General features: G+C 64.8%; 17 protein-coding genes. 15 read left to right on the plus strand and 2 right to left on the minus strand.

Annotation, left to right across the window (positions count from 1 at the left end; all coding sequences use genetic code 11):
• Positions 1-51 precede the first annotated feature (51 nt).
• The 10 genes from KH389_RS18205 (at position 52) to KH389_RS18250 (ending at position 9,387) form a co-directional block, all read left to right on the plus strand.
• Positions 52-1,986 carry a TonB-dependent receptor plug domain-containing protein gene (locus tag KH389_RS18205; protein ID WP_058541314.1) on the plus strand — a complete coding sequence of 645 codons (1,935 nt, stop codon included), beginning with the start codon at positions 52-54 and terminating at the stop codon, positions 1,984-1,986.
• Positions 1,987-2,084: 98 nt separating this feature from the next.
• On the plus strand, positions 2,085-2,426 hold the full coding sequence (locus tag KH389_RS18210; RefSeq protein WP_043864507.1) for a (2Fe-2S) ferredoxin domain-containing protein: 342 nt from the start codon (positions 2,085-2,087) through the stop codon (positions 2,424-2,426).
• A complete protein-coding gene (locus KH389_RS18215) occupies positions 2,423-3,349 on the plus strand; it encodes an ABC transporter substrate-binding protein (RefSeq protein ID WP_213605997.1) in 927 nt (308 codons plus the stop codon). Before KH389_RS18210 ends, KH389_RS18215 begins: the two co-directional genes overlap by 4 nt.
• 133 nt (positions 3,350-3,482) lie before the next feature.
• Positions 3,483-4,400 carry a citrulline utilization hydrolase CtlX gene (gene ctlX / locus KH389_RS18220; protein ID WP_043864655.1) on the plus strand — a complete coding sequence of 306 codons (918 nt, stop codon included), beginning with the start codon at positions 3,483-3,485 and terminating at the stop codon, positions 4,398-4,400.
• Positions 4,401-4,423: 23 nt separating this feature from the next.
• Complete coding sequence (locus KH389_RS18225; protein ID WP_213605998.1) at positions 4,424-5,470, plus strand: ornithine cyclodeaminase; 1,047 nt, start codon at positions 4,424-4,426, stop codon at positions 5,468-5,470.
• A gap of 274 nt (positions 5,471-5,744) precedes the next feature.
• Positions 5,745-6,524, plus strand: a complete 780-nt coding sequence (locus KH389_RS18230) for an ABC transporter substrate-binding protein (RefSeq protein WP_054915295.1) — start codon at positions 5,745-5,747, stop codon at positions 6,522-6,524.
• Positions 6,525-6,598: 74 nt separating this feature from the next.
• Positions 6,599-7,324, plus strand: a complete 726-nt coding sequence (locus KH389_RS18235; protein ID WP_213605999.1) for an ABC transporter permease — start codon at positions 6,599-6,601, stop codon at positions 7,322-7,324.
• Positions 7,321-8,034, plus strand: coding sequence for an ABC transporter permease (locus KH389_RS18240; protein WP_043864512.1), 714 nt, complete (start codon positions 7,321-7,323; stop codon positions 8,032-8,034). The genes KH389_RS18235 and KH389_RS18240 overlap by 4 nt, the downstream gene beginning before the upstream one ends.
• 3 nt (positions 8,035-8,037) lie before the next feature.
• Positions 8,038-8,880: an ABC transporter ATP-binding protein gene (locus KH389_RS18245; protein WP_229589384.1), complete on the plus strand. Its 843-nt coding sequence runs from the start codon at positions 8,038-8,040 to the stop codon at positions 8,878-8,880.
• A 12-nt stretch (positions 8,881-8,892) separates the two neighbouring features.
• Complete coding sequence (locus KH389_RS18250; RefSeq protein WP_043864513.1) at positions 8,893-9,387, plus strand: Lrp/AsnC family transcriptional regulator; 495 nt, start codon at positions 8,893-8,895, stop codon at positions 9,385-9,387.
• Between the two features lie 49 nt (positions 9,388-9,436).
• Here the strand turns inward: KH389_RS18250 and KH389_RS18255 are convergent, their stop codons facing one another.
• Together KH389_RS18255 and KH389_RS18260 are read right to left on the minus strand one after the other, a co-directional pair.
• The gene (locus KH389_RS18255; RefSeq protein ID WP_043864514.1) at positions 9,437-11,134 is read right to left on the minus strand and encodes a putative bifunctional diguanylate cyclase/phosphodiesterase; all 1,698 of its coding nucleotides are present in this window, start codon (positions 11,132-11,134) and stop codon (positions 9,437-9,439) included.
• A gap of 21 nt (positions 11,135-11,155) precedes the next feature.
• Positions 11,156-12,721 carry a methyl-accepting chemotaxis protein gene (locus KH389_RS18260; protein WP_213606000.1) on the minus strand — a complete coding sequence of 522 codons (1,566 nt, stop codon included), beginning with the start codon at positions 12,719-12,721 and terminating at the stop codon, positions 11,156-11,158.
• A gap of 186 nt (positions 12,722-12,907) precedes the next feature.
• On the opposite strand from KH389_RS18260, the gene KH389_RS18265 reads away from it, so the two are divergent.
• The 5 genes from KH389_RS18265 to KH389_RS18285 all read left to right on the plus strand — a co-directional run bounded on the left by KH389_RS18265 (position 12,908) and on the right by KH389_RS18285 (position 16,741).
• On the plus strand, positions 12,908-13,222 hold the full coding sequence (locus KH389_RS18265) for a helix-turn-helix domain-containing protein (protein ID WP_043864657.1): 315 nt from the start codon (positions 12,908-12,910) through the stop codon (positions 13,220-13,222).
• 251 nt (positions 13,223-13,473) lie between these two features.
• Complete coding sequence (locus KH389_RS18270; protein WP_043864516.1) at positions 13,474-14,787, plus strand: C4-dicarboxylate transporter DctA; 1,314 nt, start codon at positions 13,474-13,476, stop codon at positions 14,785-14,787.
• A 36-nt stretch (positions 14,788-14,823) separates the two neighbouring features.
• On the plus strand, positions 14,824-15,528 hold the full coding sequence (locus KH389_RS18275; protein WP_054915296.1) for a FadR/GntR family transcriptional regulator: 705 nt from the start codon (positions 14,824-14,826) through the stop codon (positions 15,526-15,528).
• 14 nt (positions 15,529-15,542) lie between these two features.
• A complete protein-coding gene (locus tag KH389_RS18280) occupies positions 15,543-16,229 on the plus strand; it encodes a GntR family transcriptional regulator (protein WP_043864518.1) in 687 nt (228 codons plus the stop codon).
• Positions 16,230-16,375: 146 nt separating this feature from the next.
• Positions 16,376-16,741, plus strand: a complete 366-nt coding sequence (locus KH389_RS18285) for a DUF7079 family protein (protein ID WP_063612014.1) — start codon at positions 16,376-16,378, stop codon at positions 16,739-16,741.
• The last annotated feature ends 8 nt before the right edge of the window (positions 16,742-16,749 follow it).

Consider the following 16,749-nt stretch of genomic DNA (forward strand, 5'->3'; position numbering starts at 1 on the left):
TCGCCGGAACCCTCCTGTGCGCTTCCCGAAAAATCCTTTTTCGAGAAGTAGATGAAGACACGTCGTTTTACCCTGATCGGTTGCCTGATCGGCAGCCCGGCCCTGGCGGCCAGCGAACCCCTGACCCTCGACCAGCAGATCGTTTCCGCACCCTCGGTGGAGTCCACCACGGTGGCCGAGATGGCGCGCTATGGCAGCAAGGTGGAGGTCGTGGACCGCGAGCAGATCGAGCGCGCCGGCCCCAGCGCCGACATCACCCGCGTGCTGCAGATGTTCGTGCCCGGCCTGTACGTGGCGCCCAAGCAGGGGCCGTTCGACTATGGCACCTATTCGCTGCTGGGCGGGCGCAACGACGACACGCTGATCATGCTCGACGGGGTGCGCCTGAACAACCGCCTCTACGGCGGCATCTATATAGACACCCTGCCCGCCGCCGCCATCGAGCGCATCGAGGTACTCAAGGGCGGCCAGAGCCTGCTGTTCGGCACCCAGGCCGTGGCCGGGGTCATCAACATCGTCACCCGTTCGGCCCATAGCCGTGACCCCTCGGGCCAGGTCAACCTGGGCGTCGACAGCTTCATGGGGCGCAACGGCGATGCACGTATCGAGCGCATCTTCAGCAACGGCCTGGGCGACCTGGGGCTGCTGGCCTACGTCAGCCACAACGTGTCCGAGGGCTACCAGCCCTACCACAGCAGCCAGATCACCTCGACGGTCAGCGACAAGAAGCGCAGCTACGAGGTCAACACCTTCGGCGCCAAGGCCGCACAAAGCCTGGGCGATGACAGCCGCCTGGAGCTGTTCTACCAGTACAGCGCCGCCAACCTGGACTTCCTGCGCCCGGACGCCAACCGCCGTACCACCAACGACCGCGTGCAGCAGATCGCCACGGCCACCTTCGAGCAGCGCCTGAACCCCGGCTTCAGCTACTTCGTCAAAGGCCACATGAACGATTGGGATACGCGCTACACCCGCATCTACAACAACACCGACGGCAGCACCCGCACCCTCAACCACGACGACTACTGGGGTTTCAGCGACTGGGGCATGCAGGCCGAAGGCAAGGCCGTGCTCCCCGGCGAGCACACCCTGGTGTTCGGTACCGACAACCAGTGGTTCAAGGGAAAGGACGACGTGCTCAAGATCGACAACAACCAGGCCGAGGCCCATGCGCTGTATGTGCAACTGCGCCCTGTCATCGACGCCCTGCCTGACTGGCACCCCAGCATCGGCGTGCGCCGCGAGCACCTGAGCGGCGGTGACAGTGCCACAGTGGGCATGCTCACCTCGCTCTACGACCTGACCGACCAGCTCAAGCTGCGCGGCCAGTTCGGCACCGCCTACAAGCTGCCCAACGCCGAGCAACTGTACGTCAACGAGCCGGGCGACGAGATGGGCAACCCCAACCTCAAGCCAGAGAAGAGCCGCAATGCCGAACTGGGCCTGGACTACACCGGCCTGATCCAGGGCCAGCCTTACAGCCTGAGCGGTACGCTGTTCACCCGGCGCATCGAGGACCTGATCACCATCGTGGATGCACAATGGGTCAACGGCGATGGCGAGATCCAGGTGCGCGGCGTCGAGGTCAACGGGCAGTTCCAGCTCAGTGACCGCTGGCAGCTGGCGGCAGACATGACGCGCAACCTGAGCGAGTCGCGCAACGGCGCCACCCTCAACAACATTCCCGGGTTCTTTGCACGCAGCCGGCTGGGGTACGAGTCGGGTGACCGGATGTGGGGCGCAGGCGCGGCGGTGCGCTACATCGGCACGGTAAAAAGCCCGCGGGATGTGGACTACGGGCATTACACCGTGGTGGACGCCGATGCCTACCGCTACCTGGACGGCGCCCGCCAGCATCGCCTGAGCCTGCTGCTGGAGAACCTGCTGGACCGCGACTACACCACCAGCATGGACAGCGGCGCGCGCAAGGTGCAGAACCTGGGAAGGCCGTTCACCAGCGAAGTGCGTTACACCTACAGCTTCTAGAAGCAGCGCGGGTCAATCCCGCTCCCACAGGTGACAGATGAGCCTGTGGGAGCGGGATTGACCCGCGAAAGCCGCACCACGGACTCAAGGACAAGCCCATGCCCATCCCCAGCAAACCCGAGTGGTCGCACATTCCCGCCCACGCCCGCCACGTGATGCTGTGCACCGGCCCGCGCTGCACCCAGCGCGGCGCGCAGCAGGTGTGGAAAGTGGTGCGCAACGAACTGCTCGCCGCCCAGCGCATGGAAACCGCCGACGGCGTGCTGCTGACCCGTACCCACTGCCAGTTCCCGTGCAACCTGGGCCCGGTCGCCACCGTCTACCCCGAGCGCTGCTGGTACCGCATCGCCAGCGCCGACGATGCCCGCCGCCTGGTGCGCGAGCACCTGGTCGCAGGTACCCCGGTCAGCGCACTGCTGCTCAATGGTGATACCCCATGACGCGCCTGCTCTGCCTGCTGTTGTGCCTGCTCGGCACCACGGCCCACGCCCAGACCTACCGTAACTGCGGCCAGGACTGGACCCTGCCGCACGCCCCGCCGCAGCGCATCCTGGCGCTCAACCAGCATGCCGCCGACCTGCTGCTGGCCCTGCAGGTCGGCCCGTCGCTGGTTGCGGTGAGCTACATCGATGACGACCCCGAGGCGCTGGCCTCCCGGCGCTACCGCGGCGTGCCCCTGCTGTCGCGGCTGTATCCCTCGCCGGAGGTGTTCTATGCCCAGCGCTACGACCTGGTGGTCGGCGGTTTCGCCAGCGCCTTTCGCGATGGCGTGGGCGCCCGCACCCACCTGACCCGCAATGGCATCGGCAGCTACCTGCTGGAGAACGCCTGCGACCCGCGCCCGGCCTCCGGCTTCGCGGCCATCGAAGACGACCTGCGCAGCCTGGGCAAGCTGCTGCAGCGCGAACCCCAGGCCGCTCGGCTGATCGCGCAGCAACGAGCAGACCTGGACCGCGCCCACCAGCTCGCCGCGCAGCATGCCCCACTTTCGGTGTTCTACCTGGACAGCGAGCACCAGGGCCTCGACAGCGAGGGCAGCCGCGGCTTCATCACCCAACTGATCCAGGTTGCCGGTGGGCGCAACCTGTTCGCCGACGTCGACCTGCACCGCGTGACCGTCGACCCCGAAACCCTGCTGCAACGCGACCCGGACGTGATCATCCTGGCCGACGCCGTCTGGTCGCCGGCCCGGCGCAAGCGCGAGTACCTGCACAACCACCCGGCCCTCTCGAAGTTGCGTGCTGTGCGCGAGGGCCGGCTGATCGACCTGCCCTTCACGCACCTGGTGGCAGGCGAACACAGCGCCCGTGCTGCCGTCGCGCTGGCCAACCAGTTGCGTGACATGGCCGAGCACCTGCCCTGAACCGGCACAGCCGATTACGCTGCAATACCCCGCTTTTCAGCTTTCCCCGCTGAGCGCCCCGCGCGCTTCAGCCGGGATTGCAGCGCCACTGCATCGACAATAGACGCACTGCCAACCCCGGATGCGTGCCTCGATGCAAACCACCAATACAGTCTTGATGATCCGCCCCGCGCGGTTCGCCTTCAACCCGGACACCGCACTCAACAACCGCTTCCAGCAGCCTGCACTGGACCCCGACCAGGCACAGCATAAAGCGCTGGAAGAGTTCGACGGCTATGTGGACACCCTGCGCCAGCATGGCGTCGAGGTGCTGGTGGTGCAGGACACGCCGGCCCCGCACACGCCTGACTCGATCTTCCCCAACAACTGGTGGAGCAGCCACGCCGACGGCAGCCTGGTGCTCTACCCGATGGAGGGCCACAACCGCCGCCTGGAACGCGACAAGGGCGTGCTGCAGGTGCTCGCCGACCGTTTCAGCATTCACAACACCATCGACCTGAGCCCGCTGGAGCAACAGAGCATGTTCCTGGAAGGCACCGGCAGCATGGTGCTCGACCGCGAACACCGCATCAGCTACGCCTGCCACTCCGGGCGCACCCACACCGAAGCACTGCGCCAGTTCGCCGACAGGCTCGACTACCGCCTGTGCCTGTTTCACGCCGTCGACCGGCACCGGGCGCCCATCTACCACTGCAACGTGATGATGAGCGTGGGCCGCGGGCTGTCGGTGGTGTGCCTCAAGGCACTGCCCGATGCCGACGAGCGCCGTACCCTGGAACACAGCCTGCGTGCCACCGGCAAGGACATCCTGGCCCTGGACTTCGACCAGCTCGAAGGCTTCGCCGGCAACATGCTCGAAGTGCACGACAAGCAAGGCCAGCCGCTGCTGGTGATGTCGCGCAGTGCCTGGCGCTCGCTGCACCCCGAGCAGCGCCGCCAGGTCGAGCGGCACACCCACCCGGTGGTGGTGAACATCGACAACATCGAACGCATCGGCGGCGGCAGCGCGCGCTGCATGCTCGCCGAAGTGCACCTGCCGGTGCGCAATTGACCGACCACAAGAAGGAGCTCCCCATGACCCGTTACATCGACGTCAACGACCTCAGCCAACTGGTCGCCCGCAAGGGCCTCACCACCTGCCTGGAAGAAATGGCCGAGTACATCCGCCAGGACTACCTGCGCTGGCACGACTTCGAAAAGTGCGCGCGCCTGGCCAACCACTCGCCAGACGGGGTGATCGAGCTGATGCCGGCCTCCGATGCCAACCTCTACGCCTTCAAGTACGTCAACGGCCACCCGAAGAACACCCAGCGCGGCATGCTCACCGTGATGGCGTTCGGTGCGCTGGGCGATGTCGACACCGGCGCGCCATTGCTGCTCAGCGAAATGACCCTGACCACCGCGATCCGCACCGCCGCCACCTCGGCCCTGGCCGCACGCTACCTGGCGCGTCCCGACAGCCGCAGCATGGCGCTGATCGGCAACGGTTCGCAGAGCGAGTTCCAGGCCATCGCCTTCCACGCGCTGGTGGGCATCGAGGAAATCCGCCTGTACGACCTGGACCCACAAGCCACGGCCAAACTGGCCGCGAACCTTCGCGCCTTCCCGGCGATCAAGGTGGTACTGGCCAGCTCCGTGGCCGATGCGGTACGCGGCGCCGACATCGTCACCACGGTCACCGCCGACAAGGCCTACGCCACCATCCTGACCGCCGACATGATCGAGCCGGGCATGCACCTGAACGCGGTGGGTGGCGACTGCCCGGGCAAGACCGAGCTGCACCGCGACATCGTCGACGCCGCACGGGTGATCGTCGAGTACGAACCGCAGAGCCGCATCGAGGGCGAGATCCAGCAGATGCCAGCCGACTCGCCGATCACCGAGTTCTGGCAAGTGGTCAACGGCCAGGTGCTCGGCCGCGAGAACGACACCCAGGTCACCCTGTTCGACTCGGTGGGCTTTGCCATCGAAGACTACTCGGCCCTGCGCTATGTGCTGGATGTGGCCAAGGCCCTGTATATCGGCCATGAAATCGACCTGGTGCCGGCCCTGGAAAACCCCAAGGACCTGTTTGCACGGCTGCTGCCCAAGGTTCAGGCGGTGCACAAGAAACGCGCCTAGACCGGGCCTGCACGTCAATCCAGGCGGCCGTGCACCTTGCACGGCCGTACACAGCAAGCTGCCCCGAAGCCAAAACAGGAGGTCATGCAGCCGATTCGGCTGACACCGAATCGCCAACAGCAGAATCCGGCAGCCAGCGCCGGCCCAAACGACACAAAAAAAATGCTGCCTTCACGCATTCTGACGCCAGACCGAAGAGTCACACACAGACCAAGGCTCAGGCCAACGAAGCGTTCACTGCCCTACATCAACTACAAGACACAGGGATACCTTTATGACCTCGCTGCGAAAGCTGCTCAGCGTGCTGCTCCTGCCCATGTGCGCGAGCACAGTCCAGGCCCAGGAATGGAAAGAAATCCGTTTCGGCGTGTTCCCCGAATACCCGCCCTTCGAATCCGTCGCCGCCGATGGCAGCCTGCAAGGTCTCGACATCGAGCTGGGCAATGCCATCTGTGAAAAGCTGCAGGTAAAGTGCACCTGGGTGCACAACGAATTCGACGGCATGATCCCGGCCCTGCGTGCACGCAAGTTCGACGCAATCATGTCGTCCATGGCGGTGACGCCGGCCCGTCAGAAGCAGATCGAGTTTTCCGATCGCCTGTTCCTCAGCCCCACCTCGGTGATCGTGCGCAAGGGCGCCGACTTCGGCGACACCCCCGAATCGCTCGAGGGCAAGACCGTTGGCGTGTTGCAAGGCTCGCTGCAAGAGGCCTACGCCCGCGCCAAGCTGGCGCCGCTGGGTGCCCGGGTCAAAGCCTACCAGGCCCAGAACCAGAACTATGCCGACCTCATGAACGGGCGCCTGGACGCCACCCTCACCGACAAGCTCGAAGCACAGCTGAACTTCCTCAACACCCCCGAAGGCGCGAACTTCAAGAGCGGCCCGGCAATCAAGGACCCCACCCTGCCCCTGGACATCGCCATGGGCCTGCGCAAGAACGACGCCGAGCTCAAGGCGCTGATCGACAAGGGCATCGCCGCGGTGCTGGCCGATGGCACCTTCGCCAGGATCCAGCAGAAGTACGTCGGCGACCTCGATATCTACAACGAGTAATCGCCTGCAGAGCCCGGGCCTGCACGGCCCGGTGCGCTGTCGCACCCGCCTTTGGTCCTACCGAGAGTTTTCCCGTGAACGACTTCCTCACCTCCACCGGCTTGCAGGCCCTGAGCGTGCAGGGCTTCGGCCCGCTGTTGCTGCAAGGAACCTGGATGACCCTGCAACTGGCCTTTCTGTCACTGGGCCTGAGCCTGCTGCTGGGCCTGATCGGCGCCAGCGCCAAGCTGTCCTCGCTGCGCCTGCTGCGCATTCCCGCCACCCTCTACACCACGCTGATTCGCAGCGTGCCCGACCTGGTGCTGATCCTGCTGATCTTCTACACCCTGCAGCTGTGGCTCAACGACCTGACCGAGCTGCTTGGCTGGGATTACGTCGAGATCAACCCATTCATGGCCGGCGTGATCACCCTGGGCTTCATCTATGGCGCCTACTTCACCGAGAACTTTCGCGCAGCGATCCTCAGCGTGCCCCATGGCCAGCTGGAAGCGGCTACCGCCTACGGGCTGAGCCGCGTGCAGCGCTTCCAGCTGGTGCTGTTCCCGCAACTGATGCGCTTCGCCCTGCCGGGGCTGGGCAACAACTGGCTGGTGCTGCTCAAGTCCACCGCGCTGGTGTCGATCATCGGCCTCTCCGACCTGGTAAAGGCTGCGCAGAACGCCGGCAAGACCACCAATGAGCCGTTGTACTTTCTGCTGTTCGCGGGGCTGGTCTACCTGCTTATCACCACCCTTTCCAATCGCCTGTTCAAGGTGCTGGAACGGCGCTACAACACCGGCATCAAGGGGTTGGCATCATGATCGAACTGCTTCAGGAATACGGCCGGGCCTACCTGTACAGCGATGGCGCGGGCATGTCGGGGCTGGCCATGACGCTGTGGCTGTTCATCGTGACCATGGTGCTGGGCCTGGTGCTGTCGTTGCCACTGGCGCTGGCGCGGGTGTCGCGCAAGCGCTGGCTGCGCTGGCCTGTAGAGCTGTACACCTTCGTGTTTCGCGGCACCCCGCTGTATATCCAGTTGTTGATCTGCTACACCGGGCTGTACGGGCTGGAGGTGGTGCGTGACAACGCGCTGCTCGACCAGTTCTTGCGCAATGCGCTCAACTGCACGCTGCTGGCCTTTGTGCTCAACACCTGCGCCTACACCGTGGAGATCTTCGCCGGGGCCATTCGCAACATTCCCCATGGCGAGATCGAGGCCGCCCAGGCCTACGGCCTGCATGGCTGGCGCCTGAACCTGTTCGTGGTGCTGCCGGCAGCCCTGCGCCGTGCGCTGCCGGTGTACAGCAACGAGCTGATCCTGATGCTGCATGCCACCTCGCTGGCGTTCACCGCCACCGTCGCCGACGTCCTCAAAGTGGCCCGCGACGCCAACGCCGCGACCTTTCTGACGTTCCAGGCCTTCGGCATCGCGGCCATTCTGTACATGTTGCTGTCCTTCGCGCTGGTCGGGCTGTTTCGCCTGGCCGAACGCCGCTGGATGCGTTTCCTTGTTCCTGCCCGAGGCTGACCCATGACCCTTTGCGCACACCCCCTGCCGGCCCATGGCCAGGCCCTGTACGAAACCCCCACCGCCCCGCGCGTCAGCAGCGCCGCCATCAAACTGAGCGTGGATGCCCTGCACAAGAGCTATGGCGATCACCAGGTACTCAAGGGCGTCTCGCTGCAGGCGCGCAAGGGCGACGTGATCAGCCTGATCGGTGCCAGCGGCTCGGGCAAGAGCACCATGCTGCGGTGCATCAACTTTCTCGAACAGCCGGACTCGGGCGTGATCACCCTCGACGACCAGAGCATCGAGATGCACCAGGGCCGCGCCGGCACCCGCGCGCCGAACCCGGCCCAGCTGCAGAACCTGCGCACGCGCCTGGCCATGGTGTTCCAGCACTTCAACCTGTGGAGCCACATGACCGTGCTGGAGAACATCTGCCTGGCGCCGCGCCGCGTGCTTGGGGTGAGCCCGCGCGAGGCCGAGGCCCGCGCCCGCGCCTACCTGGACAAGGTCGGCTTGCCAGGGCGCGCGGCCGATCAGTACCCGGCATTCCTGTCTGGCGGGCAACAGCAGCGCGTGGCCATTGCGCGGGCGCTGGCGATGGAACCGGAGATAATCCTGTTCGACGAACCGACCTCGGCACTGGACCCGGAACTGGTTGGCGAAGTGCTCAAGGTGATACAGACGCTGGCCGAGGAAGGCCGTACCATGCTGATGGTCACCCACGAGATGGGCTTTGCCCGCCAGGTGTCTAGCCAGGTACTGTTCCTGCACCAAGGCCGGGTCGAGGAACAGGGCGGCCCGCAGATGCTCGACCAGCCGCAGAGCGAACGCCTGCAGCAATTTCTTTCCAACCGTTTGAAGTGAACCGACGCCACCATGGACACCAAGGCCAACCGCTTGCATGACACGCCGCCTCTGGATCGGATCGACGAGGCGATCATCGACGTACTGCGCCACAACGGGCGCATCACCTACGAGAAGCTGTCTTCGCTGGTGCACCTGACGCCCAGGCCTTGCCTGGAGCGGGTGCGCAAACTGGAGCGACGCGGGGTGATACGTGGTTATGGCGCGATCATCGATGTGCAGCGGGTGTCGCCAGGGTTGTCGCTGCTGGTGCTGGTGGCGTTGTCCAACCAGAGCGGGCGCTCGGCCCAGCGGGCCTTCGAGGCCTGCATGAAGGCCTGCCCGCAGGTATTCGAGTGCCAGCTCATCAGCGGGCATTTCGACTACAGCCTGCGCATGCGCTGCCGGGACATGGAGCATTACCGGGTGCTGAGCGAAACCTGGATGAACAACGACGAGTTGCACATCGACAAGCTGGTGGCGCACCCGGAACTGGCGGTGGTGAAGAACACGGCGCCGCAGTTGTAGCGCCGGCCCTGCAGGAGCCGGCCTTGCCGGCCAAGGGCCCGATGCGGTATCAAGCCTGGCGCAACACCACCCACTCATGCGGCTGCACATACTCGCGCACCCATCCCACCACCTCCGCCGCCGGCATCGGCCGGGCGATGCCGTAGCCCTGCGCCACATCGCAGCCAAGCCCCATCAGCACCTCGCCATGCTCCACCGTCTCTACCCCCTCGGCGATCACCTGGCGCCCGAAGGCCCGTGCCAGGCCGATCACCGCGCGGGTCAGGGCCAGGTCATCCTGGTCATGCAGGATGTCGCGCACGAACGACTTGTCGATCTTGATCGCCTGGGTGGGCAGGCGCTTGAGATAGCTCAGCGACGAATAGCCGGTGCCAAAGTCATCCAGTGAAAACTGCACCCCCAACTGCTGACACGCCTCCAGGCATTCGCTGACCCGCTTGATGTTCTCGATTGCCACCGACTCGACGATCTCAAGGTCGAGCATGCGCGGCGCAACCCCGTCATGACGCGCAAGCAACAGGCGCAGGCGCTCGACGAAGTCAGACCGTTGAAAGTGGCGCGCCGCGATGTTCACGCTCACCGACCAGCGATACCCGGCGTCCTGCCAATGCTGCATCTGCGCCATCGCGCGGTCGATCACCCACTCGCCGATGTCCACGATCAGGTCGGTCTGCTCGATCAACGGCAGGAACTCCGCTGGCGGCACCAGCCCCTTGACCGGGTGCTGCCAGCGCAGCAAGGCCTCGAAGCCCAGCACCTCGCCACTGCGCATGTTCACCTTGGGCTGGTAGAACAGGCGCAGCTCGCCATTCTTCATGGCGCGGCGGACCCGCTCAACCGTCTGGTGCGTGGCCTTCACTTCCTGGTCCAGCGATACGTCGAACAGGTGGAAGCGGTTGCGTCCGCTCTGCTTGGCCACGTACATCGCCTGGTCGGCATGGCGCAGCAGGGTGTCGGCATCATCGTTGTCGGCCGGGTACAGGGTCACGCCGATACTGGCACTGACACTGATCTGCTGGCCGCGAATCGAATACGGCGCCGCCACCGCCGACAGCACCCGCCCCAGCACCGTGCGCAACTGCGCCTGGCCCTCGACATGGCGCAGAATCAGCACGAACTCGTCACCAGACAACCGCGCAACCGCATCGCCGCCACGCAGTATGCCCTTGAGCCGCGCCGCCACCTCGACCAGCAGCAGGTCGCCGCAGGCATGCCCATAGCCGTCGTTGACCGCCTTGAAGCCGTCCAGATCGAGCATGCACACCGCCAGCGGGAACTGCTCGGTGCGCGAGAATTCCAGGGCCTGGTTCAGCAGGTCCGAAAGGAATGCGCGGTTGGGCAGCCCGGTGAGCACGTCATGCCCCACGCGCCATTGCAGGGTGTGCACCAGCTGGCGTTTCTCGCTGACGTCGAAGCGGATCGACACATACTTGCGGACCTTGCCGGTGGCCGGGTCCAGCAGTGGCACCATGGTGCTGTCGACCCAGTACAACGAGCCGTTCTTGGCGCGGTTGCAGATCTCGCCCTTCCAGACCTTGCCGGCTACCAGCGATGCCCACATGCTCTCGAAGAAGTCACTGCCGTGCAGGCCGGAATTGAGGATGCGGTGGTTGGCCCCCAGCAGCTCTTCACGGCTGTAGCCGGAGATGCTGCAGAACTGCTGGTTGACGTAGGTGATGCGTCCGGCGAGGTCGGTTTCGGAAAAGATCGCGGCCGCGTCGACGGCCGCGCGGTAGTTGTCATCCATGCTCGTTCACTCGCCTGGCGGCTATCGGTTGAAGCGTTCAACCAAGGCACGCAGGCCGCTGGAAATATGCTCAAGCTCGCCACCACGGGTGGCGGCGGCATTGGCGTTGTCGGCAGTCTTCTGCACCGTGCCGGCTACCCGATTGATCTGCTGCGACACGTCCTCCGCCACGTAGGACTGCTCCTGCGAGGCGGCCGCCATCTGCTGGGTCATATCGGTGATGCGTGCCACCGCCTCGCGAATGCCTTGCAGTGCGCGCTGCGCCTCGACCACCTGCGCCACGCCCTGCTCGGCCTCCTGGATGCCCAGGTTGGCGATGCTCACCGCGTCATCGGCGCCGCTGCGCAGAGTCTCGATGATGCCCTGGATCTGCTGGGTCGACTGGCGGGTCTTGCCTGCCAGGGCGCGCACCTCATCGGCCACCACGGCAAAGCCGCGGCCCTGCTCGCCGGCCCGCGCCGCCTCGATGGCAGCGTTGAGCGCCAGCAGGTTGGTCTGGTCGGCAATCGCCTGGATCACGCTGGCAGCCAGCATGATGTCCTGGGTCTGCCCGGCCAGGTGGCCGACCGCCTGGTTGATCTGGGTGACGGTGCTGGCCAGCAGCTGGATCGCCTCGCGCGAGGTACCGGCCACCTGGCTGCCCTGTTCGGCCAGCTGGTTGGCGGTGCCGGCCTCGCTGGCGGTCTGCTGTACATGCACCGCCACTTCGGCGATGGATGCCGCCATCTCGGTCATCGCCGCCGCGGTCATGTCGGTTTCGGCGCGCTGGTCGAGCAGCGCCAGCTCGGTGGCATTGGACAGCCGGCTGGAATCGCTGGCGGCCACGGCCATCTGGTTGGCCAGGTCGCTCAGGCGCGTCAGCGCGGTTTTCAGGCGCGCCTCTTCACTGATCAACACCATCTGCAGTTGCGCGGTCGGCCCCAGCGCTTCGCTGTAGGCCAGCGCACTGATCGGGTCGGAGAACGTGTTGGGGGTGCTGCGCACGATCTGGCGCACTTCATGGCGCAGGCGATTGTGCCCCCACAGGCCCACCGCCACGAACAGCGCCAGGGTGATGACCTGCCCGCCCCAGCCCGGCAACAGCCGGTTGGCGCCTATGGCCAAAGCGGCTGCCAGCAACGGCAGCGCAAGCACGCGGCCCTGCAGGGCCAGGCGACGCCCGAAGGGCACGGGGGGCTTGCCTTCACGCAGACGGGCATACAGCGCTTCGGCGCGCTGCACCTGATCGCGAGTGGGCTTGACCCGTACCGATTCGTAGCCGACCAGGCGGCCGTCCTCGAGCACCGGTGTGACGTAGGCGCTGACCCAGTAGAAGTTGCCGTTCTTGCAGCGATTCTTGACGATGCCCATCCAGCTCTGGCCGGCCTTGAGGTACTGCCACATCAGGGCAAATACGGCAGGCGGCATGTCCGGGTGGCGCACCAGGTTGTGCGTGCTGCCGATCAGTTCCGCCTGGCTGAAGCCACTCATGGCGGCGAATTCGGCATTGCAATAGGTGATGTTACTGTCGGTATCGGTGGCGGAAATCAGCCGCTGATGGTCCGGAAAGGTCTGTTCGACAGCCGTGACCGGCAGATTGAGACGCACGTTAAAACTCCCTGAAGCGCACGCTAAAGCCTTGTCCAGCGGCCCTGAAACCTGCAGCGTAAATGTCGGTCCAAGTGAACGATTCTACGAAATACATCACATTTTGCAAGGAAAGGTGATGAAACGTGGCGTTGTGCAATGCCAATATTTATCGTTAAGTTCTTGATTCTAAATGGGAATCGAGCGATGGAATTATCTAGTTTGGGTCCAGCCATCAGACGCTATCGCAAGGTAGCCGGGCTTACTCAGGCTGAACTTGGCGAAAAAACCGGTTTTGACCCCAAAACCATAAGCCGCTTTGAAACCGGCACCTACACCCCCAGTGTCGAAGCGCTGTTCACCTTTGCCGACGTGCTGGGCGTCAAGCTCAATGCCTTTTTCGCCGACCTGGAAGATGCGGACGAGCAACGTGCCTACTTGTTCGGTGTTATTCACAAAGCTCCACCCAAGGACCTGGGAAAGCTGATTGCAGCGGTAGACCTGGCCCTTTCCAAGCCTTGATCACTGCCCTCGCAAAAGCGTGACAGGCGCCTGCCACTGTTGCTTGAAGCGCTTTTGTCGTCGATAAGTACTGTAACTGGTCAGACCGGTAAAACCGATCTGATGCCCTGGATTCGCGAAATACTTGCAAACCCGCAAAAACCCCGCCTACACTGCGCCTGCACTGGACATACCGGTAAGACCACAATAATTAAGTCTGTCGCTCGGCGCTTGTTGCCAGAAGCACGGACACCGACCAGAGATCCCTCCCCATGCTCAAATGGTGCTCGCGTTCGATCTTCCTCCAAGTGGTGCTCGGCCTGATGCTCGGCATCGCCTGCGGCCTGAGCTTTCCTGAAGTTTCCCTGCAACTCAAACCCCTCGGTGACGGCTTCATCAAGCTGATCAAGATGCTCATCGGGCTGATTGTGTTCTGCGTGGTGGTCAGCGGCATTTCCGGTGCCGGCGACCTCAAGAAGGTTGGCCGCATCGGCCTCAAGTCGGTGATCTACTTCGAAGTGCTGACCACCATTGCGCTGGTGCTGGGGCTGGTACTGGCATTCACCTCAGGCATCGGTACCGGTGCCAACATCCACCTCGACCAGTTGTCGACCGCCGATGCCGGCGCGCTGGCCGAGCGTGGCCAGCATATCCAGGGTACGGCAGCGTTCCTCATGGGCCTGATACCCAATTCGGTGCTCGGCGCCTTCGCCGACAACAACATCCTCCAGGTGCTGCTGTTCTCGGTGCTGTTCGGCAGCGCCCTGAACCTGGTGGGCGAGGCCGCGTCGGGCATCACCCGGCTGATAAACGAACTGAGCCATGTGATCTTCCGCATCATGGGCATGATCGTGCGCCTGGCGCCGATCGGCGTGTTCGGCGCCATCGCCTTCACCACCAGCCAGTACGGCCTGGACTCGCTGCAACACCTGGGCGGCCTGGTGGCGCTGTTCTACGTGACCTGTGCAGGCTTCGTGCTGGTGATCCTGGGGACAGTGATGCGCGTCTCGGGCCTGAAGCTGTTCCCGTTCCTCAAGTACATGCGCGAAGAACTGGGCATCGTGCTGGGTACTGCTTCGTCCGATGCGGTCCTGCCGCAGATCATGCGCAAGCTCGAACACCTGGGCATCGGCAGCTCCACCGTCGGCCTGGTGATCCCCACGGGCTACTCCTTCAACCTGGACGGTTTCTCCATCTACCTCACCCTGGCCATCGTGTTCATCGCCAACGCCACCGGCACGCCGCTGGCCATGACCGACCTGCTGACCATCCTGCTGGTGTCGCTGATCACCTCCAAGGGCGCCCACGGCATTCCGGGGTCGGCGCTGGTGATTCTGGCAGCCACCCTCACGGCAGTACCGGCCATCCCGGTAGTGGGCCTGGTGCTGGTGCTGGCGGTGGACTGGTTCATGGGCATCGGCCGCGCGCTGACCAACCTGATCGGCAACTGCGTGGCCACCGTGGCCATCGCCCGCTGGGAAAAGGACATTGATCTGGAACGCGCCAACAACGTACTCAACGGCAAGCAGGGCTTCAGCTTCCAGACGCGCAAGCTGCCCACCCCTGCCCATCAACAGGAATTCTAGGCAACGACGTATGCATGTGTTTTCAGGGAGCAAACAGTGATTACCTCATCGACGGTAGTGAATGCGGTAGTGGAGAAACTGCGCCAGGCACTGGCCCGTGGCCAGTGGCGCTCGGGCGAGATGCTCCCGGGTCAGCGAGAACTGGCCGAGCAACTGGGCATCAGCCGGCCAAGCCTGCGCGAGGCGGTCACGGTGCTGGAGACCCTCGGCCTGGTGCGTTCCATGCCAGGCAAGGGAGTGCTGGTGCTCGACCCCGGTACCCAGGAGCTGGTACAGGCCCCCGCGGCCGTGGCCGGAGCCAGCCTGGAGGACGTACTGCAGCTGCGTTACACGCTGGAGCCGTTCATTGTCGGGCTGGTGGCGCAGTCGGTCAGCAGCAAGGAAATCGGCCAGTTGCGCCTGACCCTGATGGACATGCGCGAGGCCCTGGAGGCCAGCGACAGCGAAGCCGGGGTGCGCGCCTACCTGGCATTTCACGAAGAGCTGTTCGCACTGACCGCCAACCCGATTTTCCAGAGTGTGGTGCAGCAGACCAGCAATGCCCTCAAGCAGAGCGCCCAGGTGCTGCACAACTCGCCCGAGCACCTGGCCGCGCGCCTGGAAGAGAACGAGGCGGTGGTGCGCGCCATCCGCAACAAGGACAGCGCCCAGGCCAGTGCGCAGATGCGCCGGCACATTCTGCAGGAAGGCCTGCGCATGGGCATCGAATTGACCATTCCGGATGAACACCCGGGCAACTGACCAGGAGAGCGACCATGAACGCCTGCCCTGCTACCCCGTCCGCGATCGCCCTGCCCGCGCTGCTGGCGGCCGGCGAGCAGCGCCTGAGCGCTGACGAGATCTACCCGCGCCTGTTCGATGCGATCCTCGAACAGCGCCTGGCGCCAGGTACCGCGCTGACCGAGCAGGCGCTGGGCCAGGCCTTCGGCGTGAGCCGCACGGTGATCCGCCGCGTGCTGGGGCGCCTGTCCGACCAGCAGGTGGTGGTGCAACGCCCGGCGCACACCGCCCGGCTGGCCGCACCCGACCCGCAGCAGGCGCGCCAGGTGCTCAGTGCCCGGCGCCTGGCTGAAACCACGCTGATCGGGCTGGCGGCGCGGCGCACCAGTGCCCCACGCATCCGCCAGTTGCGCGAGCTGATTGCCCGCGAGCGCAAGCACCACGAGCAGGGCCATCGGTGCACGGCGATTCGTCTGGGGGGCGAGTTTCACCTGAAGCTGGCGGAGATGGCCGACAATGCCCCGTTGACGCGGTTTCTCAACGGGCTGGTGCCCATGACGTCGCTGATCATTGCCCAGTACGAGACCCAGCCTTGCGAACACTGCGCCTGGCAGGAACATGCAGCCCTGGTGGACGCACTGGAGGACGGCGACAGCGAGGCGGCGCTGCAGTTGATGCACCAGCACCTGGACCGCATCGAGGCCAAGCTGAGCCTGGATTGAGAATGGCGGTGCGCCTTTCGCCGGCAAGGCCGGCTCCTGCAGGAGGTGTTGTGCAGGAGCCGACCTTGCCGGCGAAGGGTCTTGCTGCGCTTGACCTGCCAGCGACAAACCGCGCAGCATCGGGCATCCCCACAAGAGCCCGCCCCGTGACCCCAGAACAACGCCACAACGTCCGCGCCCTGCTCTCCGAGTCGTTCGTCGACAGCTGGGTGGACTACGCCTGGATCGCCCGCGAACTCGAACCCTTCGACCTGGCCGAGCTCAAGCGCATCTTCTACGAGGAAGTCGCGCCGGTCTGCTACTACAACATCGTGGCACCGGTACCACCGGTATGGACCGGTTTCGAGCCGGTATCGCTCAACGAAGAAATCGAAGAGCTGCTGGAGGCGCGCCGACGCAACCCGTTGCGCCGGCATTGGGACCGACTGTGGGCCGCCACCTGGATCCGCCTGTGGAGCCAGGAATGCTGGGACGCGATCCACCAGGCCTGCCTCGCCCAACGGCAGGCCTGATACCTCGG

It is taken from the genome of Pseudomonas qingdaonensis (assembly GCF_018398475.1).
GTDB classification, from domain to species: domain Bacteria; phylum Pseudomonadota; class Gammaproteobacteria; order Pseudomonadales; family Pseudomonadaceae; genus Aquipseudomonas; species Aquipseudomonas palmensis.

Coding starts and splice junctions, on each gene's coding strand:
- KH389_RS18210 (WP_043864507.1), top strand. CDS start 2,085: ATGCCCATCCCCAGCAAACCCGAGTGGTCGCACATTCCCGCCCACGCC.
- KH389_RS18230 (WP_054915295.1), top strand. CDS start 5,745: ATGACCTCGCTGCGAAAGCTGCTCAGCGTGCTGCTCCTGCCCATGTGC.
- KH389_RS18250 (WP_043864513.1), top strand. CDS start 8,893: ATGGACACCAAGGCCAACCGCTTGCATGACACGCCGCCTCTGGATCGG.
- KH389_RS18215 (WP_213605997.1), top strand. CDS start 2,423: ATGACGCGCCTGCTCTGCCTGCTGTTGTGCCTGCTCGGCACCACGGCC.
- ctlX (WP_043864655.1), top strand. CDS start 3,483: ATGCAAACCACCAATACAGTCTTGATGATCCGCCCCGCGCGGTTCGCC.
- KH389_RS18225 (WP_213605998.1), top strand. CDS start 4,424: ATGACCCGTTACATCGACGTCAACGACCTCAGCCAACTGGTCGCCCGC.
- KH389_RS18280 (WP_043864518.1), top strand. CDS start 15,543: ATGAACGCCTGCCCTGCTACCCCGTCCGCGATCGCCCTGCCCGCGCTG.
- KH389_RS18270 (WP_043864516.1), top strand. CDS start 13,474: ATGCTCAAATGGTGCTCGCGTTCGATCTTCCTCCAAGTGGTGCTCGGC.
- KH389_RS18255 (WP_043864514.1), bottom strand. CDS start 11,134: ATGGATGACAACTACCGCGCGGCCGTCGACGCGGCCGCGATCTTTTCC.
- KH389_RS18245 (WP_229589384.1), top strand. CDS start 8,038: ATGACCCTTTGCGCACACCCCCTGCCGGCCCATGGCCAGGCCCTGTAC.
- KH389_RS18240 (WP_043864512.1), top strand. CDS start 7,321: ATGATCGAACTGCTTCAGGAATACGGCCGGGCCTACCTGTACAGCGAT.
- KH389_RS18265 (WP_043864657.1), top strand. CDS start 12,908: ATGGAATTATCTAGTTTGGGTCCAGCCATCAGACGCTATCGCAAGGTA.
- KH389_RS18205 (WP_058541314.1), top strand. CDS start 52: ATGAAGACACGTCGTTTTACCCTGATCGGTTGCCTGATCGGCAGCCCG.